The organism is Bradyrhizobium sp. USDA 327 (assembly GCF_041262065.1).
Lineage (GTDB): Bacteria > Pseudomonadota > Alphaproteobacteria > Rhizobiales > Xanthobacteraceae > Bradyrhizobium > Bradyrhizobium liaoningense.
This window is the reverse complement of record NZ_JBGCCW010000001.1, coordinates 2,492,789-2,518,201: the sequence shown is the minus strand read 5'-3', so window position 1 is coordinate 2,518,201 and position 25,413 is coordinate 2,492,789. Positions and strand designations below refer to the sequence as shown.

At 65.4% G+C, this 25,413-nt stretch carries 24 protein-coding genes and 1 pseudogene; 10 read left to right on the top strand and 15 right to left on the bottom strand.

Annotated features, from left to right (window positions below; all coding sequences use genetic code 11):
• Nucleotides 1-111: 111 nt before the first annotated feature.
• From mltG to ABIA42_RS11325, 7 genes are all read right to left on the bottom strand, one after another.
• Nucleotides 112-1,386: an endolytic transglycosylase MltG gene (mltG, locus tag ABIA42_RS11355; protein ID WP_271530383.1), complete on the bottom strand. Its 1,275-nt coding sequence runs from the start codon at nucleotides 1,384-1,386 to the stop codon at nucleotides 112-114.
• A 125-nt stretch (nucleotides 1,387-1,511) separates the two neighbouring features.
• On the bottom strand, nucleotides 1,512-2,777 hold the full coding sequence (fabF, locus tag ABIA42_RS11350; protein WP_271530382.1) for a beta-ketoacyl-ACP synthase II: 1,266 nt from the start codon (nucleotides 2,775-2,777) through the stop codon (nucleotides 1,512-1,514).
• 107 nt (nucleotides 2,778-2,884) lie between these two features.
• Nucleotides 2,885-3,124: an acyl carrier protein gene (locus tag ABIA42_RS11345; RefSeq protein ID WP_008551805.1), complete on the bottom strand. Its 240-nt coding sequence runs from the start codon at nucleotides 3,122-3,124 to the stop codon at nucleotides 2,885-2,887.
• A 317-nt stretch (nucleotides 3,125-3,441) separates the two neighbouring features.
• The gene (gene fabG / locus ABIA42_RS11340; protein ID WP_271530381.1) at nucleotides 3,442-4,179 is read right to left on the bottom strand and encodes a 3-oxoacyl-[acyl-carrier-protein] reductase; all 738 of its coding nucleotides are present in this window, start codon (nucleotides 4,177-4,179) and stop codon (nucleotides 3,442-3,444) included.
• Between the two features lie 102 nt (nucleotides 4,180-4,281).
• Nucleotides 4,282-5,241 carry an ACP S-malonyltransferase gene (gene fabD, locus ABIA42_RS11335; protein ID WP_370113615.1) on the bottom strand — a complete coding sequence of 320 codons (960 nt, stop codon included), beginning with the start codon at nucleotides 5,239-5,241 and terminating at the stop codon, nucleotides 4,282-4,284.
• A 173-nt stretch (nucleotides 5,242-5,414) separates the two neighbouring features.
• A complete protein-coding gene (locus ABIA42_RS11330) occupies nucleotides 5,415-6,440 on the bottom strand; it encodes a fatty acid desaturase family protein (RefSeq protein ID WP_370113617.1) in 1,026 nt (341 codons plus the stop codon).
• Nucleotides 6,437-7,147 (bottom strand): TetR/AcrR family transcriptional regulator C-terminal domain-containing protein, encoded by a 711-nt coding sequence (locus tag ABIA42_RS11325; protein ID WP_271530378.1) that lies wholly within the window; start codon nucleotides 7,145-7,147, stop codon nucleotides 6,437-6,439. Before ABIA42_RS11325 ends, ABIA42_RS11330 begins: the two co-directional genes overlap by 4 nt.
• Before the next feature lie 340 nt (nucleotides 7,148-7,487).
• Here ABIA42_RS11325 and rpsF point away from each other — a divergent pair, with 340 nt between their 5' ends.
• The 4 genes from rpsF to rplI all read left to right on the top strand — a co-directional run bounded on the left by rpsF (nucleotide 7,488) and on the right by rplI (nucleotide 9,959).
• Nucleotides 7,488-7,955, top strand: coding sequence for a 30S ribosomal protein S6 (gene rpsF, locus ABIA42_RS11320; protein ID WP_028180244.1), 468 nt, complete (start codon nucleotides 7,488-7,490; stop codon nucleotides 7,953-7,955).
• A gap of 5 nt (nucleotides 7,956-7,960) precedes the next feature.
• On the top strand, nucleotides 7,961-8,200 hold the full coding sequence (gene rpsR, locus ABIA42_RS11315; RefSeq protein WP_007592020.1) for a 30S ribosomal protein S18: 240 nt from the start codon (nucleotides 7,961-7,963) through the stop codon (nucleotides 8,198-8,200).
• A gap of 133 nt (nucleotides 8,201-8,333) precedes the next feature.
• Nucleotides 8,334-9,311, top strand: coding sequence for a DUF2232 domain-containing protein (locus tag ABIA42_RS11310; protein ID WP_271530377.1), 978 nt, complete (start codon nucleotides 8,334-8,336; stop codon nucleotides 9,309-9,311).
• 48 nt (nucleotides 9,312-9,359) lie between these two features.
• Nucleotides 9,360-9,959 carry a 50S ribosomal protein L9 gene (rplI, locus tag ABIA42_RS11305; protein WP_194387725.1) on the top strand — a complete coding sequence of 200 codons (600 nt, stop codon included), beginning with the start codon at nucleotides 9,360-9,362 and terminating at the stop codon, nucleotides 9,957-9,959.
• Between the two features lie 118 nt (nucleotides 9,960-10,077).
• Here rplI and ABIA42_RS11300 read toward each other — a convergent pair whose 3' ends face one another.
• The 3 genes from ABIA42_RS11300 to ABIA42_RS11290 form a co-directional block, all read right to left on the bottom strand.
• Nucleotides 10,078-10,545, bottom strand: coding sequence for a PaaI family thioesterase (locus tag ABIA42_RS11300; RefSeq protein WP_271530376.1), 468 nt, complete (start codon nucleotides 10,543-10,545; stop codon nucleotides 10,078-10,080).
• An 11-nt stretch (nucleotides 10,546-10,556) separates the two neighbouring features.
• Entirely contained in the window at nucleotides 10,557-11,153 is a 597-nt protein-coding gene (locus ABIA42_RS11295; protein ID WP_271530374.1) for a TetR/AcrR family transcriptional regulator, read from the bottom strand.
• Nucleotides 11,154-11,262: 109 nt separating this feature from the next.
• Nucleotides 11,263-12,228 carry a hypothetical protein gene (locus ABIA42_RS11290; RefSeq protein ID WP_370143773.1) on the bottom strand — a complete coding sequence of 322 codons (966 nt, stop codon included), beginning with the start codon at nucleotides 12,226-12,228 and terminating at the stop codon, nucleotides 11,263-11,265.
• Nucleotides 12,229-12,504: 276 nt separating this feature from the next.
• On the opposite strand from ABIA42_RS11290, the gene ABIA42_RS11285 reads away from it, so the two are divergent.
• Nucleotides 12,505-13,755 (top strand): cyclopropane-fatty-acyl-phospholipid synthase family protein, encoded by a 1,251-nt coding sequence (locus ABIA42_RS11285; RefSeq protein ID WP_271530372.1) that lies wholly within the window; start codon nucleotides 12,505-12,507, stop codon nucleotides 13,753-13,755.
• Between the two features lie 110 nt (nucleotides 13,756-13,865).
• On the opposite strand, the gene ABIA42_RS11280 is transcribed toward ABIA42_RS11285, so the two are convergent.
• Complete coding sequence (locus ABIA42_RS11280; protein ID WP_370113621.1) at nucleotides 13,866-14,072, bottom strand: transcriptional regulator; 207 nt, start codon at nucleotides 14,070-14,072, stop codon at nucleotides 13,866-13,868.
• Nucleotides 14,073-14,613: 541 nt separating this feature from the next.
• Between ABIA42_RS11280 and ABIA42_RS11275 the strand changes: the two genes are divergently transcribed.
• Together ABIA42_RS11275 and alr are read left to right on the top strand one after the other, a co-directional pair.
• Complete coding sequence (locus ABIA42_RS11275) at nucleotides 14,614-16,119, top strand: replicative DNA helicase (RefSeq protein ID WP_028178051.1); 1,506 nt, start codon at nucleotides 14,614-14,616, stop codon at nucleotides 16,117-16,119.
• 54 nt (nucleotides 16,120-16,173) lie between these two features.
• The gene (gene alr, locus ABIA42_RS11270; RefSeq protein WP_370123524.1) at nucleotides 16,174-17,451 is read left to right on the top strand and encodes an alanine racemase; all 1,278 of its coding nucleotides are present in this window, start codon (nucleotides 16,174-16,176) and stop codon (nucleotides 17,449-17,451) included.
• A 90-nt stretch (nucleotides 17,452-17,541) separates the two neighbouring features.
• Here alr and ABIA42_RS11265 read toward each other — a convergent pair whose 3' ends face one another.
• On the bottom strand, nucleotides 17,542-17,760 hold the full coding sequence (locus ABIA42_RS11265) for a cysteine rich repeat-containing protein (RefSeq protein ID WP_028178049.1): 219 nt from the start codon (nucleotides 17,758-17,760) through the stop codon (nucleotides 17,542-17,544).
• 40 nt (nucleotides 17,761-17,800) lie between these two features.
• Between ABIA42_RS11265 and ABIA42_RS11260 the strand changes: the two genes are divergently transcribed.
• Nucleotides 17,801-18,571, top strand: coding sequence for an exodeoxyribonuclease III (locus ABIA42_RS11260; RefSeq protein ID WP_370113623.1), 771 nt, complete (start codon nucleotides 17,801-17,803; stop codon nucleotides 18,569-18,571).
• 105 nt (nucleotides 18,572-18,676) lie between these two features.
• Here ABIA42_RS11260 and ABIA42_RS11255 read toward each other — a convergent pair whose 3' ends face one another.
• Complete coding sequence (locus ABIA42_RS11255) at nucleotides 18,677-19,453, bottom strand: potassium channel family protein (RefSeq protein ID WP_370123527.1); 777 nt, start codon at nucleotides 19,451-19,453, stop codon at nucleotides 18,677-18,679.
• A 286-nt stretch (nucleotides 19,454-19,739) separates the two neighbouring features.
• Here ABIA42_RS11255 and ABIA42_RS11250 point away from each other — a divergent pair, with 286 nt between their 5' ends.
• A complete protein-coding gene (locus ABIA42_RS11250) occupies nucleotides 19,740-20,465 on the top strand; it encodes a sulfite exporter TauE/SafE family protein (RefSeq protein WP_271530369.1) in 726 nt (241 codons plus the stop codon).
• Nucleotides 20,466-20,476: 11 nt separating this feature from the next.
• Here the strand turns inward: ABIA42_RS11250 and ABIA42_RS11245 are convergent.
• Together ABIA42_RS11245 and ABIA42_RS11240 are read right to left on the bottom strand one after the other, a co-directional pair.
• Nucleotides 20,477-22,554, bottom strand: a pseudogene (locus ABIA42_RS11245) (putative bifunctional diguanylate cyclase/phosphodiesterase).
• Nucleotides 22,554-23,702, bottom strand: a complete 1,149-nt coding sequence (locus tag ABIA42_RS11240) for an ABC transporter substrate-binding protein (RefSeq protein ID WP_370113626.1) — start codon at nucleotides 23,700-23,702, stop codon at nucleotides 22,554-22,556. The pseudogene ABIA42_RS11245 and the gene ABIA42_RS11240 overlap by 1 nt, the downstream one beginning before the upstream one ends.
• Nucleotides 23,703-23,898: 196 nt before the next feature.
• On the opposite strand from ABIA42_RS11240, the gene radA reads away from it, so the two are divergent.
• The gene (gene radA / locus ABIA42_RS11235; protein ID WP_028178043.1) at nucleotides 23,899-25,344 is read left to right on the top strand and encodes a DNA repair protein RadA; all 1,446 of its coding nucleotides are present in this window, start codon (nucleotides 23,899-23,901) and stop codon (nucleotides 25,342-25,344) included.
• Nucleotides 25,345-25,413: the final 69 nt, after the last annotated feature.

Here is a 25,413-nt window from a genome sequence, read left to right as displayed (position 1 = left end):
TCTTAAGACTATTTTGCCGGAAAGTGGAATCCGCAATGTCCGCAGGCAAGCTCCGCAAGCCTAAAGCATGATCTTTTCGGAAAACCGCTGCGCACTTTTCCGGATCATGCTTTAGCGCTGGACCACCGGCGGCGCGGACTGCACCGCGCCCTGCCGGGCCGGCGCGGGATTGGCGGGGCGGGTGGCCGGCGGTTTTTTCTGCTGGCTCGGCCGCGCCGGCGTGGTCGCGGTCGGCGTATCGGCGGCAGCCGGCGCGCTGCCCGCCGGCGGCTGCGCCTCCTCGGCCGGCTCGACCGTGTCGTTCTGGATCTGCTTCTCCATGGCGCGGAGCTTCGCGACGTTCTTCTGATGCGCGTCGTAGGTCTCGGTGAAGGCATGCCCGCCGGTGCCGTCCGCGACGAAATAGAGGTCACGGGTGCGGGCCGGATTGGCGGCGGCCTCGAGCGAGGCCCGGCCCGGATTGGAGATCGGGCCCGGCGGCAGGCCCTCGATCACATAGGTGTTGTAGGGCGAGGGCTGCGTGATCTCGCTGCGCTTGATCGGACGGCCCAGCGTGCCCTTGCCGCCGACGAGGCCATAGATGATCGTCGGATCGGACTGCAGCTTGATCCTCTGCTTCAGTCGGTTGACGAACACCGCGGCGACGCGGCTGCGCTCGTCGGGCTTGCCGGTTTCCTTTTCGACGATGGACGCCAGCGTGACCAGCTGCTCCGGCGTCTTGACCGGAATGTCCGGATTGCGGCGCTCCCAGATCTCGGCCAGCACGCGCTTGTGCGCCTGCTGCATGCGCTGGACCACCTGCTCGCGCGGTGTGCCGCGCGGGAATTTGTAGGTCTCCGGCAACAGCGTGCCTTCGCGCGGCAGCTCGCGCACGCTGCCGGTGAAGATGTCGTTGTCGGACAGCCGCGCCACGATCTGCTCGGAGGTCAGGCCTTCCGGAATCGTGACGGCATGCTGCACCACCTTGCCCTCGACGATGGTGGCGATGACGTCGCGCAGCGACGCGTTCTTCTGGAACGAATACTCACCCGGCTTGAGGTCCGAGCTCGCCTTCAACGCGGCGACGCTGGCGATGAACACCCAGGGGTTGACGTCGGTCACGCCTTCCCTGTTCAGCGTCTCGGCGATGTCACGCTTGCCCGCGCGCTGCGGGATGTTGACGATCTTGTCGTCCTTCAGCGGTCCCGGCGCCTCGAGCATCTGCCGTCCGTAATAGTAGACGCCGCCGGCACCGAGCATGGTAATCAGTAGAAGGGTGATGATGGCGTTGCCGACGATGACGAGCGGGTTGCGCGCGCGGTCCGATCGCTTGGGCGGCGGCGGGAGTTGCTCGGGCTCGAGCGCTGCCCGCGGACTCCGGGGTGAAATGGGCGGCCTTTCACTCATCGAAACAACCTGAATCCTGCCGGTTCAAACGCGGCCGACAATCGCTTGCCCTGCCAAAATGCACGCGCCCACGTCCATGACTATCGCCGAATGCGGCAAAACGGTGGTTTCGTCTCAAACGCAAACTAACTGGCCAAGCGCCGGAAGATCACCGACGCATTGGTACCGCCAAAACCAAAAGAGTTCGATAACGCGACGTTGACCTCACGCTCCTTCGCCTTGTGCGGCACGAGATCAATCGCAGTCTCGACCGACGGATTGTCGAGGTTAATCGTTGGCGGCACGACGTTGTCGCGAATCGCGAGAATCGCGAAGATCGCTTCGATCGCACCCGCCGCGCCGAGGAGATGGCCGGTCGACGACTTGGTCGAGGACATCGCGACCTTGGAGGCGGCATTGCCGAGCAGACGCTCGACCGCGCCGAGCTCGATCTCGTCGCCGAGTGGCGTCGAGGTGCCGTGCGCGTTGATGTAGTCGAGATCGGACGGCGTGAGGCCGGCGCGCTTCAGCGCCGCCAACATGCTGCGGAAGCCGCCATCGCCGTCGGGCGACGGCGATGTGATGTGATAGGCGTCGCCCGAGAGGCCATAGCCGATCACCTCGGCGTAGATCCTGGCGCCGCGGCGCCTGGCGTGATCGAGCTCTTCCAGCACGAGGACGCCGGCGCCCTCGCCCATCACGAAGCCATCGCGGTCCTTGTCGTAGGGACGCGAGGCCTTCTCGGGTGTCTCGTTGAAACCGGTCGAGAGCGCGCGCGCGGCGTTGAAGCCGGCAATGCCGATGCGGCTGATCGGCGACTCGGCGCCGCCCGCGACCATCACATCGGCATCGCCGAGTGCGATCAGGCGGGCAGCATCGCCGACCGCATGTGCGCCGGTCGAGCAGGCCGTGACCACGGCATGGTTCGGCCCTTTCAACCCGTGCGCGATCGAGACGTAGCCGGAGGCGAGATTGATCAGGCGGCCCGGGATGAAGAACGGCGACACCCGGCGCGGTCCGCGCTCCTTCAGGAGGATGGCGGTTTCGGCGATGCCGTTGAGCCCGCCGATACCGGACCCGATCATGGTGCCGGTCGCGCATTTGTCCTCTTCAGTCGCGGGATGCCAGTTGGCGTCGTCGAGCGCCTGGCCGGCCGCGGCCATGCCGAAGATGATGAAGTCGTCGACCTTGCGCTGGTCCTTCGGCTCCATCCACTTGTCGGGATTGAAGCTGCCGTTGGTCCCGTCACCGCGCACGACCGTGCAGGCGATCTTGGTCTGAAGATCGGAGACATCGAAGCTCTCGATCCTGCGCGCACCGCTTTCGCCGTTGAGGATGCGCTTCCAGGTCGGTTCGACGCCACAGCTGAGTGGCGAGACCATGCCGAGGCCCGTGACGACAACCCGCCTCATATCCGAAAACTCCGCATCGAAAGACTCACGGCCAATAACAAGAAACCGGCTGACCGCTGCGAAGCGGCCCGTCCGGTTTCAATGTTGTCCCCGCGAAAATGAAGAGCTTAGCTCTTCGCGTTCTTCTCGAGAAACTTCGTGGCGTCGCCGACGGTGAGAATCGTTTCCGCAGCGTCGTCCGGAATCTCGCAACCGAATTCCTCCTCGAACGCCATCACCAGCTCGACGGTATCCAGACTGTCGGCGCCGAGGTCGTCGATGAAGCTCGCGTTGTCGACAACCTTCTCGGGCTCAACACCAAGGTGTTCGACCACGATCTTCTTAACCCGTTCGCCAATGTCACTCATTGCTTAACCTCGTGTTGTTCCCTGTAGACCCGACCCCCCGGGACGATACGAGCCGTCGTGGTCGTTTGACTGCCTTCGCTTACGAACTTGATTTGGCCCATCCTAACCGATGCAGGCCCCGGCGAACGACGGCCAAAGGCTCCGCATCGCCAATATACAGGGTTTCAAAAACCTGCAATGGCGTTCTTTGCCCATCCGTTGAAGGTCCGGTTATCATACTTCAATTGCCTTGACTACAAGCCTCATTTCGCTCCGGAAACGGCCGTTTGCCGCATCCGGCATCCGGCACCGCCTTGACGGCAGTGCGGCACGAGGCGTCAGATCATGGCCATGCCGCCGTTGACGTGGATGGTCTGCCCGGTGACATAGGACGCTTCGTTCGAACTCAGGTAGACCGCGGCTGCCGCAATGTCTTCGGGCGTCCCCAAGCGGGCGGCCGGAACCTTGCTTAGAATCGTTTCACGCTGCTTGTCGTTGAGCGCATCCGTCATCGGCGTCTTGATGAAACCGGGCGCGATGCAGTTCGCGGTGACGCCACGCTTGGCGTACTCGGCACCCAGCGTCTTGATCATGCCGATCAGGCCTGCCTTCGACGCAGTATAATTGCCCTGCCCCGGATTGCCGGTGACACCGACCACCGAGGTGATGGCGATGATGCGGCCGAAGCGCTTGCGCATCATCAGCTTGGTCGCGGCGCGCGCCAGGCGGAAGGTCGCGGTCAGATTGACGTTGATGACCTCGTCCCAGTCCTCGTCACGAAGTTGCACGAAGAGGTTGTCGCGCGTGATGCCCGCGTTGGCGACGAGAATGTCGACCTGGCCCATCGCAGCTTCCGCAGCCGGCACCAGCGCCTCGACCTCGTCGGCCTTGGAAAGATTGCAGGGCAGCACATGGGCGCGCTCGCCGAGCTTGCCCGCAAGCTCGTCCAGCACTTCCTTCCGCGTCCCCGATATCGCGACGGTGGCGCCCTGCGCGTGCAGCGCCTGCGCGATCGCGCCGCCGATGCCGCCGGTCGCGCCGGTGACGAGCGCCTTTCGGCCAGTCAGATCGAACATCGATAACTCCTCCAAAGCACGACCCGGAAAAATGCGCAGCGATTTTCCGGAAAGATCGTGCGTCAACTCGAGAACTCAAGCGCGACGACCATTCGTCGCGCTTCAAGCCTGCTTCGCGGCGGCCAATGCATCCCTGGCGGCGGCAATATCGTTCGGACCGCCGACCGCAACGCCCACGGCACCGTCCGCGATGCGCTTGACGAGACCTGTCAGCACCTTGCCGGCGCCGATCTCGAAGAAGCGGGTGACGCCCTGCCCGGCCATGTAAGCGACCGACTCGCGCCAGCGCACCGTGCCGGTGACCTGCTCGACCAGGCGGCGGCGGATCTCGTCGGGATCGGTGATGGCGCTCGCCAGCACGTTCGACACCAGCGGCGCGGCCGGCGCCTTGATCGTGACCTTGGCCAGCGCGTCCGCCATGGCGTCCGCAGCCGGCTGCATCAGCTTGCAATGGAACGGCGCGGACACCGGCAGCAGCATCGCGCGCTTGGCGCCCTTGGCCTTGGCGATCTCGACGGCGCGATCGACCGCGGCCTTGTCGCCCGAGACCACCACCTGCCCGCCGCCATTGTCGTTGGCGGCCTGGCAGACCTGGCCCTGCGCCGCCTCGTTGGCGACCTCCATGGCGGCTTCGTAGTCGAGACCGAGCAGCGCGGCCATCGCGCCGGCGCCGACCGGGACCGCCTTTTGCATTGCGAGACCGCGCGTGCGAAGCAGACGGGCGGTATCCGAAACCGTCAGGCTGCCGGCCGCGGCCAGCGCCGAATATTCACCAAGCGAATGACCGGCGACGAACGCCGCATCTCGTCCCACGGAAAAACCAGCCTCGGCCTCCAGGACACGCAGCGTGGCGACGGAGACCGCCATCAGCGCCGGCTGGGCGTTCTCGGTGAGCTGGAGGGTTTCGGCCGGACCTTCCCAGATGGTGGCCGTCAGCTTCTCGCCAAGCGCGGCATCGACCTCGTCGAACACGGCGCGCGCCACCGGAAAGGCGTCGGCCAGGGCCTTGCCCATGCCGACTGCCTGGGAACCCTGCCCAGGAAATGTGAATGCGGCCGTCATCGGCGCTCCCTGCTTGTCGGGCATGGTCCCTGCGAGAACCGGCAGCCGATGTGGCACGGCCTTAGGCCATGGTTCCGGATCATGCTCCAAAGGGGGCCGTAGACACCGTCCGGGGCTGCACTGTCAAGCTGAGATGGGAGCTTCGGCCGGCATTCAACCGGGAATGCGCCCCCTCAAAACCCGCCGGCGGTCTGGTTGGCATCGACTTCCGCCCCGGCCTGCGCGCGGCGCGCACTGTTGACAAGTTGCCCCGGCCGATCCTCGCGGTTCGGCTTGGCCGTCGCCAGCCGCAGCACCGCCGCGTAATTCGGCTGCACTTCCATGCGGCCGGCATACCGGCTCGCACTCAGGAGACAATGCACCTTCGGCAGATTGTAGCAGGGCACGTAGAACAAGAGATGATGCTCGAGGTGATAATTCACGTAGTACGGCGCAATGAACAGGCGCTCGAGAAAATTGGCATGCGTGGTGCGGGTGTTGCGCAGGGGATCGCTGCTATCGGGGACGACGGCGTGCTCTGCGATGTTGCGAATGCGGGTGATGACCATCATCCAGGTCAGGAGCGGCACCAGCCATAGCAGCGGATAGGCCCACCACACGCCAGCCGCAGCGAGCGCCGCAAACATGATCGCGTTGACGACACATTGCGGGCCAAGCTTCTCCCAGAAATGCGCCACGCGCTGCCGCCACGGCCAGTCCTTTGGCCCAAGCGCGTTGAGTAGTTGCGCCTTGCGCTGCTGGTAGCCGGTCTGGCCGGTGATGTCGCGAACGAACTTGCGGCGATAGCTGAGCTTGGTGATCGGAAACGGCGCCGACAGCACGAGATCGGGATCGTCCTCCTGCTGGGTGCGCGCATGATGCTGCAGGTGATAGCGCCGGTAGCTGCGCGTCTCCGCAAACAGCGGATAGGCGCAGAACCACTGGCTCAGCGCCAGATTGGTCTTCTCGTCGGCGGACAGGCAGCCATGAGCACCGTCATGCATCAGGATCGCAAGGCCGAGCTGGCGCGAGCCGATGATGGCGACGGCGAGGACGTAGGTGATCGGATTGGGCCACCACGCGACCAAGGCGATCGCTCCTGATATCAGCGCCCAGGCGTGCGCGATCAGCGCAACACCTTTCCATGTGACGCGCTGGCGCACGTCGGCCAATTGATCGTCGGTCAGGAAATCGCGGGCACGCATGCGAAGCGCGGTCATGGCCTACCCTCTCCATTCGAATCGCTGGACGCGCCGGCCTCCTCGACGAGACGCAGGCGCCCGGTGTCGCCGGTGGATTTCGCCTGCTCGCCCAGCACGCGCAGCATCTCGGCGCAGAGCTCCTCGGGCGAACGGCCCATGGCGTAGCCTTCGAGAATGACGCCGATGGCGACGGCCCAGAACCGCCGAGAGCTTTCGTCGGGCGCGCGCAGGGAGCGCCAGCCGTGCCGCGCCACCTGGCTGGCATAGGCGCGCGCGCCTTCGCCGTGCAGGCGCTCGATGGTCCGCTCGACCAGCGGTGCGAGATCCTGGCGACGGCGCGTCAATGTCAGCGCTTCCGCGAAGAAAGCGACCGAATCGCTCGCCGTGACCGTCTCGGCCAGCGCGTGGGTATATTCCCGCGGCGTGCGCGCCCTCAGCGCCGCCTGCTCGGTCGCACGCGCCAGATACAGCAGATCGCGGCAGGCGCATTCGACGAACAGCGCCTCCTTGGTGCGGAAGTAATAGGTGATCTGGCTCGGGAACGCGTCCGCGGCGGCCGCGATGTCGGTGATTGCCGTGCCGGACAGCCCCCGCTCCCGAAACAGCGGGCTCGCGGCATCCAAGAGTAACGACCGCATTTTTCGGCCGGCCGAGCGCGTCGCGCGCGCGGCGTGCTTGGGATCGCCTGCCGCCTCGAGCGGCCCGCGGGCCGAGGTTTCTGCCATGGAGGTCCTCTCCGTCGATTTATTTGTATGACATACAAACAAACGGGTCAAGCGGATATGGTATGGGAGGGTGGTCCAGTTTCACCGGCGCGGGATCCGGGCCGACAACCTGCCCCCAACCTTGCAAAGCCGGCCAAAATCCGTATAAGGCGCGCATCCGCAGACCCCGGCCGGGAGCTGAACGGACGGTCTCAGCAAATCATTCGTGATTTTGGTGTGGCAGGGCCAGTCGGCCCGTCGTCCCGTGTTTCCGCCTTCTGAGCTTCATCCCAGAGTCCTTTCCGAAGGTCTCTCAAGGGCTTGACGCCGGGCGATGCGCCAACATGAGGAAAGGACGTCCATGGCTCTTTACGAGCATGTTTTTCTCGCGCGTCAGGACGCGAGCCCGCAGCAGGTCGAAGAGCTGACTGCGCAGATGACCGGTATCGTCGAGGGTCTCGGCGGCAAGGTCACCAAGACCGAGAATTGGGGCGTGCGCTCCCTCACCTATCGCATGAACAAGAACCGCAAGGCGCATTTCGTGCTGCTCAACATCGACGCGCCGTCCGCGGCGATCGCCGAGATCGAGCGCCAGGAGCGCATCAGCGAAGACGTGATCCGCTATCTCAGCGTCCGCGTCGAGGAGCTCGAGGAAGGCCCGTCCGCGATGATGCGCAAGGCCGACCGCGATCGCGAGCGTGACGATCGTGGCGGCGGCTTCCGCGGCGAGCGCGAAGGCGGCTTCCGGGGCGACCGCGAGGGCGGTTTCCGCGGCGATCGCGGTCCGCGCCGTCCGCGCGACGAAGCTGAAACCACGGATGGGGAGTAAGAACAATGGCTGAAGCTGGTGCACGTCGCCCGTTTTTCCGTCGTCGCAAGAGCTGCCCGTTCACGGGCGCCAATGCGCCGAAGATCGACTACAAGGACTCCAAGCTGCTGATGCGTTACGTCTCCGAGCGCGGCAAGATCGTGCCGAGCCGCATCACCGCGGTGTCCGCAAAGAAGCAGCGTGAACTCGCCCGCGCCATCAAGCGCGCGCGCTTCCTGGGCCTCCTGCCCTACGTCATTCGCTGATACGACCAATTCGACCGGCGGCCGCTGGGCCGCCGGTCGTGACTTTCTGAACTCATAAGGCTTCCGGGTCGTCCGGTCGCCGATGGTTGGGGCAAACGACGCCTCTAACCGCTCGAAGGGAGCGGGACAGCTGATGATGGCATTTGTACTCATTGCCCTGATCGCCGGCGCAGCGTCGGCCCTGATGTTCGCCTCGATCATCTCGGGCGCGATGATCTCGCTCGTCCTGTTCTATCTCGCACCGCTGCCGCTGATGGTCGCCGCGATCGGCTGGGGACCGCTTTGCGCGAGCCTCGGCGGCATTGCCGCCGCGATCGGCCTCGGCGCCCTGTTCGGCCTGCCCTACTGCATCGCCTTCGCCGTCACCGTCGCGTTGCCGGCCTGGTGGCTTGGTCATCTCGCCCTGCTCGGCCGGCCGGTGGGCAGCCTCGCGCCGGACGCCGGCGGCGAACCACCGGCCAAGCCCGAGATCGAGTGGTATCCGGTCGGCCGCCTCCTGCTCTGGATCGCAGGCTTCGCCACGCTGACCACGATCGCCGCCCTGCTCACGCTCGGCAGCGACGCCGAGACCATCACCGGTACGCTGCGGCGCGGGCTGATGCGCCTCCTCCGCACCACCGACCCGCAGACCTCGGGCGAAGCCGGCCAGTTCGTCGACGCGCTGGTGCGCATGGTACCGGCCGGCGCCACGATCATCGCGATGATGACGCTGACTCTCAACCTCTGGCTCAGCGCCAAGGTGACCGCGACGTCGGGCCGGCTGCGCCGTCCCTGGCCGGATCTGATGGCGGCCGAGCTGCCGCCGATGACCCTGGTGGCGCTCTGCATCGCGCTCGCCTTCTGCTTCACCGGCGGGCTGCTTGCCATCGTCGCGCAGATCGCCACGGCCGCGCTGATGATGGCCTATGCGCTGACCGGTTTCGCCGTGCTGCATACGCTGACACTCGCGCTGAAGAGCCGCACATTCTGGCTCGGCTCGACCTACGCCGTCGTCGTCGTGTTCGGATGGCCAGTGATCGCCATGGTCATCCTCGGTCTAGCGGATGCCGTGTTCGGCTTTCGCGAGCGCTTCCTGCGCAGCCGGCAGCCGCCCCCACTGCCAACCCCTTAAGTCACCCCGAAACTGAAACCTACAGAGCACTTCAAGAGGAGAACGAATATGGAAGTCATTTTGCTGGAACGCGTCAACAAGCTCGGCCAGATGGGCGAAGTCGTGAAGGTTCGCGACGGCTACGCTCGCAATTTCCTGCTCAAGCGCGGCAAGGCGCTGCGCGCCACCGCCGACAACCGGGCCAAGTATGACGGCATGAAGGCCGAGCTCGAGGCCCGCAACCTCGCCTCAAAGGCCGAGGCGTCCAAGGTCGCCGAGAAGATCGAAGGCAAGAACATCATCGTGATCCGCCAGGCGTCGGAAGCCGGCCAGCTGTTCGGCTCGGTCAACGTGCGTGACATCGTCATCGCGTTCGAAGCCGATGGCGTTTCGCTGGCTCGCCCGCAGATTCAGCTCGATGCGCCGATCAAGACCATCGGCAAGCACACGATCACCGTCGCCGTTCATCCCGAGGTCGAGGTCGAGATCACCGTGACGGTCGCGCGCAGCCAGGACGAGGCCGAGCGCATCAACCGCGGCGAGGATATCTCGACCCGCAACGAGGACCGCGATGCGGCGGCCGAGGCGATCGCCGCCGCCGGCGAGTTCTTCGATCCGGACGCCCAGCACGACGAAGTCGAGCCGGCCCCGGCTGCGGAAGAGAAGTAAGCCACAAGCCGTCATTCCGGGATAGTCCGAAGGACCAGACCTCAGGTGCGCAATTGCGCACCAGAGTTCTCGCTTCGCGAGCCCCGGAATGACGGCAGTAGAGATCAGCCCGGTCGCCTCAGGCGGCCGGGCTTTTCGTTCTGCCGGCGACGTCCTCGCTCAGCATCGCGATCGAGGCCAGCGCAGTTGCCGTATGCTTCTCGACTCCGTCGCTGACGCAGAACACATCGGCCGCAACCACAGCGACCTGTCGGCCCGGCTTGATCACCTTTGCCCGGCAGATCAGCTTTTCACCGACCGCTGGCGACAACAAATTGAGCTTGTATTCGGCCGTCAGCGCCGGCTGGCCGCGCGAGGTCGCGGCAGCGATCGTCGTGGCGTTGTCGACCAGGAACGCGGTAACGCCACCATGGAAGAAGCCGTGCTGCTGAAGCAGCTCCGGCCGGCGCTCCACGGCGATGGTGCAGGTGCCGCGCGACAATTCGGAGAGCTCGGCGCCCACCAGGTTCATGAAACCCTGCCGGCCGACATTGGCGTGGATGCGTTCGGCAATTGGCGCGAATTCCGGATCAGCTTCGGCCCGCATGCGGTCTCTCCCTATTGCTTGTTGATGCGATCGAGTGGCCTCAGCGCACGAATGGCGCAAGCGATCAGCGTGTCGGCCTCAATGCGCGGATCGGTGCGATCGCGCCCCGACAGAAAGGCACGGCAGAAGATCTGCGCCGGACCGATGAGCTGGCTGACGAACATCACCGGCGTCATCGGCAAAAGCTCGCCGCCTGCAACCAGCGGCGCCCGCCAGCGCTCGATGCCTTCGGCAAGCCGCGCGTTCTGCGCGCGCTGGGCATCGCGCACGTCCTCGCCCCATTCGCTGCGTGAGATCTCGAAGAGGTAGCGCGCCTCGCGCCGGCTGGTCACGACCCAGTCGAGATGAGCCCGGATCAGGCGATCGATGCCCTGCTCCGCATCGGGCACGGGATCGAGCGCGGCCAGCACCGCGGCGTGATAGTGCCGCAAGACCTCCAGGAACAGCGCACCGGCAAGCTCCTTCTTCGATCCGAAGACATGAAAGAAGCTGCCGTTGGAGGCGCGGGCCCGGGTGCGGATCGCGGCCACCGTCGCGGCTTCGAAGCCGACGCGGTCGAACACCAGCAGCCCGGCTGCCAACAGATCGTCTCGCACGCTCGCCGCCATCGACGTCTCCTAGAGCATCACTCTAGAGCAACACTCTAGCCGTGGTCAATGCGATGCGGAGGCCGCATTGAAAGCGGCCTCCGCATGTCAGGCTGAGAACGTAGCGGATTTAGCGCGAGATCGGCGGTGCCGGCGGGCCGGACGACTGCGCTGGCGGGGCTGCAGCGGTTGCGGGCGGCGTCTGCTCCTGCTGCGGCTTGGCCGCCGGTTCGGCGCTGGCTGCAGGCGCGGCCGGCTTGGAAGCGGCCTCGTCCGCCGGCTTGGACGACGCCGGTTCGGCGGGCTTTGCCGCGGCAGGTGCAGCCGGCGTCACCTGCGGGACCGGGTCGGATCGCAGTGCCGGAGCTTCGCTGCCGCGCGTCTCGACCTTTGAGCTATCCGGCCTGGGCTCAACGGGCTTCTCGGATGCCTTGCCGCTGTCGGGCTCGGCCTTGGCGCTGTCGGGCTTGGCGCTGTCGGGCTTGACGGCCTCAGGCTTTGGCTCGCTCTTCTTGTCCTCGGTCGCCGGGGCGGCAGCATCGACCTTCGGGGCTTCCTCAGTGCCCGGCTTGGCGCGCCGCTTGCCTTTGCGCGGCTCGGGCGCGGCCTGTCCCTCCGGCTTCGCACTTTCCTCGGCGGGTCGCGCCGCGCGCTTCTGACGCGCGCCCTCGGGGGCCGGAGCAGCACCCTCGCCCTCCGGCCTGGCGGCCTCTTGCGAGCGGTGGCGGCGGCCCTGATGCTCAGGCGACTGGCCCGGAGCGGAGTTGGCTTCCTTCTCCTTGGCGCCGTCCTTCTTGCCGTCCTTGGCCTGGTAGCGGGTGTCGGTGGCACCGTTGGAGACCAGGTAGGAGGCGAGGACGCCCGCCATGTCCGAGCTCGTGGTGTAGTGCTGGCGCAGGAATCCCGGCAACGACCCCGGCGTGACGGACTTCAAGAGTCCGCGCGGGCTCTTGTGGCAGGCATTGCAGGTCTGCGCGAAAAGCTGGGACGGGGTCTTGCCGGCCTCGAGGTTCGTCGCCTGCGCAAGAACGGTATCGGCCGCGCCGAAGCCGGTCAGAAGCAATACCGTCGCGAGGCTGAGCGCTCGGCTCGACATTCCCATCGTCTCCATTGAATTCCGCGAATGCAGCCGGCCTCCGGCGCGGCGGCGGTCACCTTTTAACCGATTGAGCCGCGAATGGAAGCAGGCTCCACGCGCAAGGATGTGATTAAGCCATTTTCGAATATCGGCTTTGAATACAGCGCAATAGCGCGGCCGGAACCGCCTCGCTAGATTTGGATGCAAACGCATAGGAACCGCTGCGGCGCCTGGGCGTCAGATGTGAAAGCCGGGTTAGTCGCATCTTTCGGGTTCGCTCGAGAGGAAATGTCGATGGACCGTTTGTTGCGTAAATTCCTGTCTCAATTCATCCGGCGCGGGTCGATGACGGTGACCAGCGCAAGCGGATCGAAGTTCACGGTCGGCGACGGCTCCGGCGAGCCGGTCGCGGTGCGCTTCGTCACCGCGGACGCGGAGCGGAAGAGCCTCATCAATCCCGAGCTCGGGCTCGGCGAGGCCTACATGGACGGCGAGTTCGTGGTCGAGCGCGGCACCATAGCTGATGCCCTCGCGATCCTGCTCGATCAACCCGACCTATTGCCGCACTGGGCCAAACCGTGGTGGCACCTGCGCTACCTGACGCGGCACCTGAAGCAGTTCAATCCCCGCACCCGCTCCCGCCACAACGTCGCCCATCACTACGATCTCGACGGCCGGCTCTATTCGCTCTTTCTCGATGCCGACAAGCAATATAGCTGCGCCTATTTCGAAACGCCCGAGATGCCGCTCGACGACGCACAGCTTGCCAAAAAACGGCACATTGCAGCGAAGCTTCTCATCAAGGACGGCCAGCGCGTGCTCGACATCGGCTCCGGCTGGGGCGGCCTCGGGCTCTATCTCGCCGAGATCGCGGGCGCCGATCTCACCGGCATCACGCTGTCGACCGAGCAGTTGCAGGTCGCCAATGCGCGCGCTGCCGAAAAGGGCCTGACGGACTCGGCCAGATTCCAGCTCCAGGACTATCGCGACATTGACGGTACGTTCGACCGCATCGTCTCGGTCGGCATGTTCGAACATGTCGGGGCAAGGTTCTACGACGCCTACTTTCAGCGCTGCGCCGAATTGCTGAGCGAGGACGGCGTCATGCTGCTGCACGCGATCGGCCGTTCGCAGGGCCCGGACTCGACCAATCCCTGGATCGCCAAGTACATCTTCCCCGGCGGCTACATCCCCGCCCTCTCGGAGGTGCTGCCGGCGATCGAGCGAGCGGGCCTCCTGGTCTGCGACATCGAGATTCTGCGCCTGCACTACGCCGAGACGCTGAAGGCCTGGCGAGAGCGCTTCATGGCGCGGCGCGAGGAGGCGGTGCAGCTCTACGACGAGCGCTTCGCCCTGATGTGGGAGTTCTATCTGGCGGCCTGCGAGATGACGTTCCGCAAGCAGGCCATGATGAACTTCCAGATCCAGCTGACCCGTCGCCAGGGTGTGGTGCCGATAACCCGCGACTACATCCAGCGGGAGGAAGCCCGGCTGCGGGCGCGTGAGGGCTCGGCCATGCCCAGGCTCAAGCTGGCTGGTGAATAGACCCTGGTCCTAAAGCGCGATGCGATTAGGATGAATCGTCATCGCGCTTTAGGTTGTTGTTTAAGCATGATCTTTTCGGAAAACCGCTGCGCACTTTTCCGGATCATGCTTTAGTGACGCAAGGTCGACATCAGGGAGGTCCGGAAAGAGGCCGTTAGCGCCAGTTGCGCGCGCACCTGCAGCAGGATCTCGGGTGCGACCGGCTGGCGACGGACGTCAGGCCGTTCCGCGTGCTCCATGGCCGCGATCAACCCGGACAGCCAAAGCCGGCTGCCAGCCTCGCTTCGCCAGTTCTGGTGCTGCCGTTCTGGCTGCATCGCTCGCCTCATGTCTCTGTTGGCGCGGAAATGGACAATCCCCGGCCGGCCTGGCTGTTCCGCATGATCCCCGAAAGAATCCGGGGAGATGTGATCTGCTTCACATAAGTCTGGTCGGGGCTGTCTTAGACCGTCACCATGAGCAAAGAGACCCGAACCTCATTGGACGTGCCGGACGACCTCCGTACCGATTATGCCCTGATCGTCACCGGCGTCGGGGCCGCCTTGGTTGCGCTGGTCTACCTCCTGCTGGTCTGAACCGAGCCGGCCGCGGCCAGCGTGCGTCATTTCGCGCGCTCTCCATACGTCTGCGCGCCCGTCGATAGGGTTCATGGGTTCCGGTATTTTTCGATGGCGCGGCCGCTTCCGCCACGCGAGGTCCGCGGAAATCCGTCAAGCGCGGCGCATGCTGCGACCGCTAATCATCCACCATTTTAACTGAGCGGTTGATAGCGGTCAGCTTTTGCTTCCGCTTTCGCCTGCGGCGGCGCTTTATCCCGGCCCCGCATCTGCCCAAGAAGATTGCTAAGCACGTCCGACCATGGCCCTGACTGATTCGAACGTTCTCAAACTCGCGCCCGATGCCGGGACTCCCGCCTATCGGAGCGCGCCGCATAATATCGAGGCGGAACAGAGCCTTCTGGGCGCGATCCTGGTCAACAACGACGCCTTCTACCGCGTCTCCGACTTCCTGGAGGCGAAGCATTTCTTCGAGCCGCTACACCAGACGATCTTCGAGACCGCCGGCAGCCTGATCCGGATGGGCAAGATCGCGACGCCCGTCACGCTGAAGACGTTCCTGCCCGCCGATACCGATGTCGGCGGCATGACCATCGGACAATATCTGGCGCGGCTCGCCGCCGAAGCCACCACCATCATCAACGCCCAGGACTATGGCCGCACCGTCTACGACCTGTCGTTGCGGCGCGACCTGATCGGCATCGGCGAGGACATGGTCAACGTCGCCTACGACGCACCGGTCGACTTCCAGCCACGGGCGCAGATCGAGGACGCCGAGCGCAAGCTTTATGAACTCGCCGAATCCGGCCGCTATGACGGCGGCTTCCAGAAATTCTCGCAGGCGCTGACGGTCGCGGTCGATCTCGCGGCAAAGGCGTTCCAGCGCGACGGAAAGCTGTCGGGCATCTCGACGGGCCTGCGCGACCTCGACACCAAGATGGGCGGCCTGCAGCACTCCGACCTCATCATCGTCGCCGGACGTCCCGGCATGGGCAAGACCTCGCTGGCGACCAACATCGCCTACAACGTCGCGCAAGCCTATGTTCCGGAGCTGCAGGCCGACGGCACCATGAAGGCCGCCAATGGCGGCGTGATCGGCTTCTTCTCCTGCGAAATGTCGGCCGACCAGCTCGCCACGCGTATCGTGGCCGAGCGCACCGGCATTCCCTCCTCCCACATCCGGCGCGGCGGCATCTCGGAAGCCGATTTCGAGAAGATCCGACAGGTCTCGATCGAGCTGCAGTCGCTGCCCTTCTACGTCGACGCCACCGGCGGCCTCTCGATCGCGCAGCTGATGGCGCGCGCGCGCCGGCTCAAGCGCCAGAAGGGCCTCGACCTCCTCGTGATCGACTACATCCAGCTTCTGTCCGGCTCCAGCAAGCGCGCCAACGACAGCCGCGTGCAGGAAATCACGGAGATCACGACCAGCCTCAAGGCGCTGGCCAAGGAGCTCAACGTCCCCGTCATCGCGCTGTCGCAGCTCTCGCGTCAGGTCGAATCGCGCGACGACAAGCGGCCACAGCTCTCGGACCTGCGCGAATCCGGTTCGATCGAGCAGGACGCCGACGTCGTGCTGTTCGTGTTCCGCGAGGAATATTACCTCGCCATGAAGGAGCCGCGTCCCGGTACCGAGGAACACGCCAAATGGCAGGCCGACATGGAACGCACGGTGGGCCGGGCCGAAGTCATCATCGGCAAGCAGCGCCACGGCCCGACCGGCACGGTCGAGCTGCACTTCGATTCCTCGGTCACGCGCTTCGGCGACCTCGCGCATGACGGCCAGCTGCCGGATCGCAGCGACTACTAGATTGTTCCCTGGGTTGAACCGGACCTGCCTCTTGCGTAAAACGGCGCCATGACAATGGCGTCCGACCCGAAAACGATCCCGCAATCCGGTCTTCCCTCCGCAGAGGCCAATCAGGCTGCCGCGCTCGCGGCCTATGGCGGCGTGCTGACCGTCGATCTCGATGCCATCATCGCCAATTGGCGCAAGCTCGAGAAGACGGCGGTGCCGGCCGAATGCTCGGCGGTGATCAAGGCCGACGCCTATGGCTGCGGCGCCGAGCAGGTGTCACGGGCGCTGAGCAAAGCGGGCTGCAGGACCTTCTTCGTCGCCACCCTCGAGGAGGCGCGCAAGGTGCGCGCGGCCGTTCCGGAGCCCACGATCTACGTGCTGGGCGGCTATTTCCAGAACACCGGCGAGCACTACGCCAAGATCAATTGCCGTCCGGTGATCGGCGATCTGAACGAGCTCGCCGAATGGGACGTATTCTGCCGCCGCAGCGGCTGGACCGGGGGCGCGGCTGTTCACATCGACACCGGCATGAACCGGCTCGGCCTGACGCTTGCGGACGCGCAGGCCATCATCCCCCGCATCAACGCCGGCGATCACGGCATCACGCTGGTGATGAGCCATCTGGTCTCGGCCGAGCAGCTCAACAGCCCCATGAATGCCAAACAGCTCGCGACCTTCCGCAGCATTGCCAGTGAGTTCTCGGGCGTCCCGGCGGCCCTCGCCAATTCCTCCGGCATCTTCCTCGGCGCGCCATTCCAGCTCGACCTGGTCCGACCGGGGGCTGCGCTCTACGGCGTCAACCCGACGCCGGAGGCCGACAATCCGATGCAGCCGGTGGTCGAGCTCAAGGCGCGCATCGTGCAGATCCGCAATGTCGAGCGCGGCGAGAGCGTCGGCTATGGCGGCACCTGGACTGCGCGGCGGCCGACGAAACTTGCGATCATCGCGGTCGGCTATGCCGACGGCTATTTGCGTGCCGCCAGCTCCAATGACGGCACCCGCGGCGCCGACGTCATCGTGGCCGGCAAGCGCTGCCCGATCGCAGGCCGCATCTCGATGGACCTCATCGCCATCGACATCACCGACCTGCCGCCGAACGCGGCGCGGCGCGGTCACATGGTGACGCTGCTCGGCGACGGCATCACCGTCGACGAGCTCGCGCACCATTTCGGCACGATCGGCTACGAGGTGCTCACCAGCCTCGGCCACCGCTATGCCCGCGTCTACAAAGGCGGCGATGTGGTGGAGCCGCTGGAACGGCCGGCGCTGCCGACGGGAGCCGAGCAGCCGCTCCCACCGCCGCCAATCGAGCAGCCCGCAAGCCCACCGCCCCTGCCGACCTGATCGACGCCGCTTCTCGCTTTCCGGGCCTGGCTCTGCGCCGCATCGCTTTCGCGCCGCGGCTTGTCCGCGACGCGAGATTAGCTGCCCTGCTTACTTCTTCCGACTGTCCAGCGCCGCCTTGCAGGTGTCGCTGAGCTGGTCGCGCTTGCCGTTGAGGCAGGCGACGACCCGGCCGCCACCCGGCGCGATGCCGGCGCAGAATTTGTCGTAGTCCGCCTTGCACGCACCGCGCGGATCGGACGATTGTGCCGATGCGCCTCCGGAGAACGCGACGACGAGTGCGATGGCAACAAAGCTCGATTTGGACATTGTATCTCCGGTGACGGAAGGCAGGAGCCGATAGCTCTACATGAAGATCGCGACATTCAACATCAACAACATCAACCGCCGCCTGCCCAATCTGTTGGCATGGATGCGCGTCGCAAAGCCCGATGTCGTCGCGCTTCAAGAGTTGAAGGCAAGTGATGGCGAATTTCCGGCGGCAGCGATCGAAAAGGCCGGCTACGGTGCGGTCTGGTGTGGACAGAAGACATGGAACGGCGTCGCCATCCTGGCCCGCAATGCCGAGACCATTCTCACCCGCGACCGCTTGCCGGGAAGGCCTGACGATCTCGAAGCCCGCTACATCGAAGCCGCCGTGCGCGGCATCATCGTCACCAGCATCTACCTGCCCAACGGCAATCCGCAGCCGGGGCCGAAATTCGACTACAAGCTCGACTGGTTCGCGCGGCTCAAGCGCCACGCCAAGACGTTCATCAAGCAGGATCTGCCCGTCGTGCTCGCCGGCGACTACAACGTGGCGCCAACCGAGATCGACATCTACCCGACGCGCTCGTGGGACAAGGATGCGCTGATCCAGCCGAAGAGCCGCGCGGCCTTTGCATCGCTGGTCGAACAAGGCTGGTGCGACGCGATCCGCGAGCTACACCCGGGCGAGCGCATCTACACGTTCTGGGACTACAAGCGAAACCGCTGGCCGCGCGACGCAGGGCTGCGGCTCGATCATCTCCTGCTCAGCCCTGCCCTCGCCCCGCGCCTGGCAAAAGCCGGCGTCGACAGGAAGATCCGCGCCGAGGATGGCGCGAGCGATCACGCGCCGGCATGGGTGGTGCTGCGGTGACCCTCACCACAACTTCCTGCCGTCGATGACGTTCACAGGCACCGCATCCAGATCGAAATCGTCGAGCAAGCACGCATTGACGGCGTCGCCGGCAGCGAGAGCTCTTCAGACTGCCCCCTCATCCGGAATGTTGAGAAGAGTTCCACAGGCCTTGCAATGCACCGCATCGGCGTCATGCCTCTGGAGCCCGCAAGCCGGACACGGAAATCGCACCTTGTTGGGACTGAGGAGCGCGCGGGCGAGATTGAAGAACAGCGTTACGCCGAAGATCATGATCACGACGGTTATCAAACGACCGACCGTGCCCGACAGGGTAATGTCGCCAAAGCCGGTCGTCGTCAGTGCCGTGACGGTGAAATACAGGGCATCGGCATAGTTCCGGATCTCGTCGTTGCGAAACTTCTGAGTCTCGTAAACGATCCCGGTCATGACGAATATGAAGACTGCCAGGTTCGTGACGGCGAAGATGACGTCTTCGTTGCGACGAAAGAACGGAGAATCGATGCGCAATCTCACCAGCATCTGGTAGTCACGTAGCAGCCCCAAGGTTCGCAGGATCCGGAGAAAACCGCCCGCCTCGCCGGCAAGCGGCGCCAGGAAGGATACGATCGCAACCATGTCGGCCCACGTTGCGATTTCGGTGAATTTTCGAAACGGATGCCGATCGACGAGGAGCCGAGCCGAGAAGTCGGCAAGCAGCATGACGCCGAACAGGACATCGAGCGTTTCAATGATCTCACTTGGCTGCAGGAATGAGGTTGCGATGATGAACAGCACCGTCACGATGTCGAAGGCGAGCAGCGCATAGCGGAAGCGCACGCCGCTGGACGTTGCGCCCTCGTAAAGGCGGCGGACGCTGCTTCTGAGAGACGTGAGGGTCACGGCATCATGATCACGGTTTGCATGGATGATGGCAACTCGCACGGCGCGCCGCAAGATCAGACCGAAATTCAGCCACTCCGTGGCCAAAGAGAGCGAAATTGATCTCCATGCTCCGTGACGGCGTGTCGCCGCGACGCACGATTGTCGCTGCGAAGCCGCTTGCACCGAACGCCTCAGAGACGGAGCTCAGACCGGCATGCGCACGCGCAGCACAGGTTCCCTCGCCTGGCGCGGATCGCCGGTATCGCTGCCAGGGGCTAAACTCTCCCGATTCGTGGAGACTGTCTTGGCCTTTCTCTTCGTCCTCAGCGTCGGCCTCGTCGCCGGCACCATCTCAGGCATCGTCGGCACCGGCTCGTCGATCATGCTGATGCCGGTGCTGGTCTATGCCTATGGGCCGAAGGAGGCCGTGCCGATCATGGCCGTCGCCTCCGTGATGGCGAACTTCTCGCGGATCCTGGCCTGGTGGCGTGAGGTCGATTGGCGGGCCTGCGCGGCCTATTCGGTCACGGGCATTCCGGCTGCAGCGCTCGGTGCGCGGACCTTGCTGGCGCTGCCCTCGCACGTCGTCGATCTCACCATCGGTATCTTCCTGATCGCGATGGTGCCGGTGCGGCACTGGCTGGCGCGGCATGAGCTCAAGGCCAATCTCTGGCATCTGGCCGTCGGCGGCGCGATCATCGGCTATCTCACCGGCATCGTGGTCTCGACCGGCCCGCTCAGCGTGCCGCTGTTCCTGTTCTACGGCCTCAGCAAGGGCGCCTTCCTCGCCACCGAAGCGGCCTCATCGCTCGGCCTCTACTTCGCGAAATCAGTGACATTCGAGCGTTTCGGCGCGCTGACGGGCGACGTGTTCATGAAGGGCCTGATCGCCGGCTCCTCGCTGATGTCAGGTGCCTTCATCGCAAAGCGCTTCGTGCTGCATCTGAGGCCGGACGTGTTCCGCCTGGTGATGGACGCGATCATGATCGCAGCCGGCCTCTCGATGCTCTGGAGCGCGGCTCAACCGTGACACGGCGGCGCTCAGGCGGCGAATTCCGGCGCGATCGATGGGCTCTCGGTGATGCCGCGTCTCGGCGCCGCCGGCTGCGTGTGGAGCCATTGCAACAGGGCCTCGAGCGGCTGCGGCCGCTGATAGAGGAAGCCCTGCCCGAACCTCACGCCCATGTCACGCATGGCCTCGGCCTGCTCGGCGTGCTCGATGCCTTCTGCGACCAGGGTCAGCCCCAACGTGTCGGCGAGCGATGCGATCACGCCGACGATGGCCTTGTCCTCCGCGCTGTCGGGAATCTCCCGGATGAATGCCTTGTCGATCTTGACCTTGTCGAGCGGGAAGCGCCTGAGATGGGCGAGCGAGCTGTAGCCGGTGCCGAAATCGTCGAGCGCGATCGTGGCGCCGAGGCGCCGAGGCGCCGCAGGCGATGCAGCGTTTCGGAGGCGCTGGCGATGTTGTTGATCAGCGATCCCTCGGTGATCTCGAGCTCGAGAGATGAGGCCGCAACATCGAAGCGCGCGCAGGTCGCGCGCAGCTCGGCGGCGAGCGAGTGGTCGGCAAGTTCGGACGGCGGCAAATTGATCGCGATCCGGATCTGCGGCCTGCCGGCGGCGGCCAATCGTTGCAACGCCCGGCAGGCATCGGTCAGCACATAGCGGGTCAGCCGCGCATTGTTGCCGCTGCGCTCGATCAGCGGCAGAAATTCGCCGGGACCGATCACGCCATGCTCAGGATGCCGCCAGCGGATCAGCGCTTCCAGACCGACAACCTCGTGAGTCTCGAGATCGACCTGGCTCTGGTACCAAACCTCGAACTGCCCCTCGGCGAATCCGGTGGGAATGGCGAGCTCGAGGTCCCTGCGGCGGCGATAGTCGCGCTGAAGCGCCTCGTCCAGCACGGCGACCGTGCCGGGCGCCTTGCTCTTGGCATGATAGAGCGCGATGTCGGCGAGCGTCGGTAGATGCGACAGCTCCGGATCGTCGGCGCGGCGCACGGCAAGACCGATGCTCGCGCGCGGCACCACTAGCTTGTCGTGGAGGCGGATGGGCTCGGAGATGGCGTCCAGCACCTGCTGAGCGAATGCGTGCGCTGCCTGTTCGTGGCTCACCTCGGGACGAATGACGACGAACTCGTCGCCGCCGAGCCGTGCAACCCAGTCCTCCGCTTCGACCGCGCTACGAAGACGCTCCGAAATCTGAACCAGGAACTTGTCGCCAGCGTCGTGACCGAAGGTGTCGTTGATGCCCTTGAAGTCGTCTAGATCGATGAAGCAAAACGCGACCAGCGTATCCGGCGAGCCTCCGTCCCGGCTTGCCACGGCCAGGCGCTCGGTCAGGGAGCGCCGGTTCGGCAGCCCCGTGAGCGGATCGTGCGTCGCCATGTGCCCGAGCCGATCCAGCGCGCCTGACGTCGTGTGCTGCATGGCGTTGAAGGCGCGCGCGAGCTGGCCGAATTCGTTCGAGGACGTGACGTCCGCCGGATAGGCCCGGCCATCCTGCTTGCTGCGCTGTATCGCCGACATCATCGCCGCCAGCGGCCGGCCGATGAAGATGTTGGCGGAGATCCGCATGGCGATCAGGGTCGCAAACGTTGCGAGCAGGCCGACCACCAGCAGCAGCACCAGGCGGCTGCCCGCATCCGCGTACAGCGTCGCACGCGAATAAGCGATGGCGATGCGACCGGCCTGAACGGCCATGTTGCCATTGCTGTAGTGGATCGGGCGCGAGACTTCCGCGACCTGCTGGTCGTCGGGCCGGGCGACCACGCGGGCAATCGCGGCGCCGGTATCGTCATAGACGGCCGCCGCCGCGATGGTCTCGTCGTGCATGATCTCGTTGAGCACGCCCGTGACCTGGTCGTAACGCATCTTCCACAGCGGTTCGGCGATCAGCTCGGCCCGGCTCTCGGCGACCCGGACCATGCGGGCGTCGAGCTGCCTGACCTGCGACCAGAAGCTCGATGCCTCGACGCCGGCAGAGGCCAGCAGTTGCACCAGCAGCAGAACGGGCACGGTAGCCCAGATCATCGCGTGAACGACCGAGCGCAGGCGCGGCGGCGGCGCCTGCTGGTTGCGATCCGGATCGGTCATCGCCTCATCCTTGCGCATCAGTCCGCAACGCCTTCGGGAAGCGACAGTGACGAGATGAGCGCCTCGAGGGAGAAGTCATATTGGCCGCAGCGTCCGGTCTTCGCCCTGAACCGCGCAAAGTCGATCCGGTCGAACGCACGCATCCTGATGAGGTCGCCAACCGAGGCGAGGTTGTCGCGCGTGATCGCCGACGTCTTGACCTCGACGCGGGGGGAAACAGCTGCGAAATCGCAGCCATCGGCATAGTCGCGCAGGAGAACAATCGACCAGCCACCAAGCAGGAAATGCCCGCCGTCGGTCAGGAGCAGACGACCCGCCTTGATCTCGCGCAGCGCGTCCTCCGACCAGTTGAGACCCACCACCTGGATGTTTCGACCGGGCACAAGGCCGGCAGCGATGGCCGCGCGGAGCGCGCCGAGCGCCATCGGATCGTTTCCGGCCCATATGCCGGCGGGCCGGATTCCCTTGCGAGAAGCCCAGCCCAGATAATTCGCAGTGACCCGCTCGGCCTCCGACTGCGTCCAGTTGGCGAACAGCAGCCGGTCCACCACGACGTCGGGCGCGGCATCCACGGCCAGCTTGAGACCGGCGTTACGGGCAATCGAGGCCGGTGTGATCTCGTCGCCGCCGATTCCGAGAATGTGGATCTTGCCGTCGGGGCTCTGCGATTTCTCGGCACGCGCCACCCCGATCAGCGCGTTGGCCATCCGTGCACCCGCGGTCTGGAGATCGGTCGTGATGTCGCCGAGCCAGGTCTTGAGCTTTTCGCGCGGCGGTCCAAGGCGCGCCGCATCCTCGCCGATCAGCGTGTTCGAGAGCAGCAGCGTCTTGACGCCAGCGGCCTCGGCCGCCTCCAGGATCGGGACGGCGGCGGACTCCTCGTTCGACAGGATGAGGAAATCGGGCTTTTCGGGACGTGCCACCACGCCGAAGCCGAGCTCCTGCATGATGCGGTAATTCCGCTCGCTGGTCAGCACCTCGACATGCGCGTCGAGCCTGCGGCCGGCCGCCTGCATGGTCTGCGCGACCATGTCCCAATAGACCTCGCCGGTCTTGCCGGGGTTGACGAAGACGATGTCGAGGGGCTTGGCAAGGCTCCCGCCGGCATACGCGAAAATGCTGCAGGCCATGCCCGCAGCGAGCAATATTCGTCGGAATCCCGGCATTTCCATTCCCACCCCGATCGGTTCCGAGGTTGGACCCGCGTCCGCTAATACTTCGCAAAATCAACCCCGCCACAGCGGCACAGAGCTAATGAACGGTATATCTATCGTGTCGGATTGAGATAATCGAAGCGCCGGCCATCAGGGCCGCCGTTCCGTGCTATCCAGCAGGTTGAAACCTCGACTCATCTGTCCCCCCATGGCCAAGAGCACCCTCTCCTTCGTCTGCCAGAACTGCGGCGCGGCCTATAACCGCTGGCAGGGCAAGTGCGAGTCCTGCGGCGAGTGGAATACACTCGCGGAAGAAGACACGAGCGGCAGCGTGCCGGTGTCGATCCGGTCCAAACGCAAGGGCCGGACGTTTGCGCTGGAGAGCCTTGCCGGGAAAAGCCCGGATGCTCCGCGCCTCTCCTCAGGCATGACCGAGCTCGACCGCGTCACCGGCGGCGGCTTCGTCCGCGGCTCGGTGCTGCTGGTCGGTGGCGATCCCGGGATCGGCAAGTCGACGCTACTGACGCAGGCGACCAGCCTGCTGGCGCGCGCCGGCCACCGCGTGGTCTACATCTCCGGCGAAGAGGCGGTCGCCCAGGTGCGCCTGCGCGCCGAGCGGCTCGGGCTGTCGGACGCGCCGGTCCAGCTCGCCGCCGAGACCTCGGTCGAGGACATCGTCTCGACGCTGTCGGAGGGCGCGGTGCCGCGGCTGATCGTGATCGACTCGATCCAGACCATGTGGACCGACACGGTGGAATCGGCGCCCGGCACGGTGACGCAGGTGCGCGCCTCGGCGCAGGCGCTGATCCGCTTTGCGAAGAAAACGGGGGCGGCCATCATCCTGGTCGGCCATGTCACCAAGGACGGCCAGATCGCAGGTCCCCGCGTGGTCGAGCACATGGTCGACGCGGTGATGTCGTTCGAGGGCGAAGGCTCGCAGCAATTCCGGATCCTGCGCGCCGTGAAGAATCGCTTCGGCCCGACCGACGAGATCGGCGTGTTCGAGATGACGGGCCTCGGGCTGCGCGAGGTTACCAACCCTTCCGAACTGTTCCTGTCCGAGCGCGATCTCGGCACGCCCGGCACCGCAGTTTTTGCGGGCATCGAGGGCACAAGGCCAGTCCTGGTCGAATTGCAGGCGCTGGTGGCCCCGACCTCGCTCGGCACCCCGCGCCGCGCCGTGGTCGGCTGGGACCCGAGCCGGTTGTCGATGGTGCTGGCGGTGCTGGAGGCGCATTGCGGGGTCAAGCTGTCAGGCCATGATGTCTATCTGAACGTCGCCGGCGGCCTGCGCATCCACGAGCCCGCGGCCGACCTCGCCGCCGCTGCGGCGCTGGTGTCGTCGCTGGTTAATGCGCAGTTACCCACCGATGCCGTTTATTTCGGCGAGATCTCGCTCTCAGGCGTGGTCCGCCCGGTGGCCCAGACCCCGGCCCGGCTGAAGGAAGCGGCAAAACTCGGCTTCCAGCGCGCCGTGCTGCCCGAATCGGCACGCGGCGAGACCGGCGGCGATGCCGGATTGTCGCTGAATGCGGTGAACAGCCTGACGACATTGGTGGCCGAGATCGCCGCCCGCGGCTCCCGCCGAGGCGAATCGAACGCCCCGGCAGAGAAAAATGCCACACCGGCAAGATTCCGCCGCGGAGAGGGTTAGGTGGAGGTGACGTCCCCGGCCCCCGCCGCTATACAGCCGTCACAAAAGCAGCATGGGATTGCGTGGTTG